Annotated in this window: 2 protein-coding genes; both read right to left on the reverse strand. The window is 38.7% G+C overall.

The genetic code is table 11. The features are described 5' to 3' along the window. A partial coding sequence (locus KP705_RS16370) for a hypothetical protein (protein WP_215765015.1) occupies positions 1 to 285 on the reverse strand: 285 nt, incomplete at its 3' end. Next, positions 282 to 572: hypothetical protein (locus KP705_RS16375; RefSeq protein WP_215765016.1), on the reverse strand; the 291-nt coding region annotated here is incomplete at its 5' end. The genes KP705_RS16375 and KP705_RS16370, both read right to left, overlap by 4 nt.

Consider the following 572-nt stretch of genomic DNA (forward strand, 5'->3'; position numbering starts at 1 on the left):
AGTATTTTGAGTGCTTMTGATTTTCCTGCTCTTGCCATTCTTCTGAACATCAACAGCACCATCGCAAGCCTGCTCATGCTCACGCTCAAGAGCTTCTAAATCCTGACCAAAAACGAGAACCGGCTTGCCTGGATTTTCAACATGCAAACAGGCATCCGGATTTCTCCGGGTAGCCTCATCTATAGTCTCTTTAATATTCCACTTCTTAGACTTCGTTGCCTTGTCGGAAGGCTTTACAAGCACTTTACGACTCAGCATCTCAAAATGTGCGAATTGATAACTCATGACAACGATCCAAAAAATTTCTCGCAAATCGTTGAGAGTCTTCTTTTAAAATCATCAGACGTACAATTTTCCAAATCTAAATTATCGATACTCGAATACAAACCATCCTTGTCACATTCTTCTAAATCTTTAACCCAAAGGCGTATCTCATCTTTATTGTCATTAACAAAAACACACTCGTAACAAAAATCATCCTCGTCATCGTTCAAATATTCGTTGAATCTTAAAAAACCATATCCCCTGCTTTCTATGTAATCCAAAAACAAAGAAGAATGCGAAGGAAGACA

Origin of the sequence: Gluconobacter sp. P1D12_c (genome assembly GCF_018812105.1) — a bacterium.
Taxonomy (GTDB): domain Bacteria; phylum Pseudomonadota; class Alphaproteobacteria; order Acetobacterales; family Acetobacteraceae; genus Gluconobacter; species Gluconobacter oxydans_A.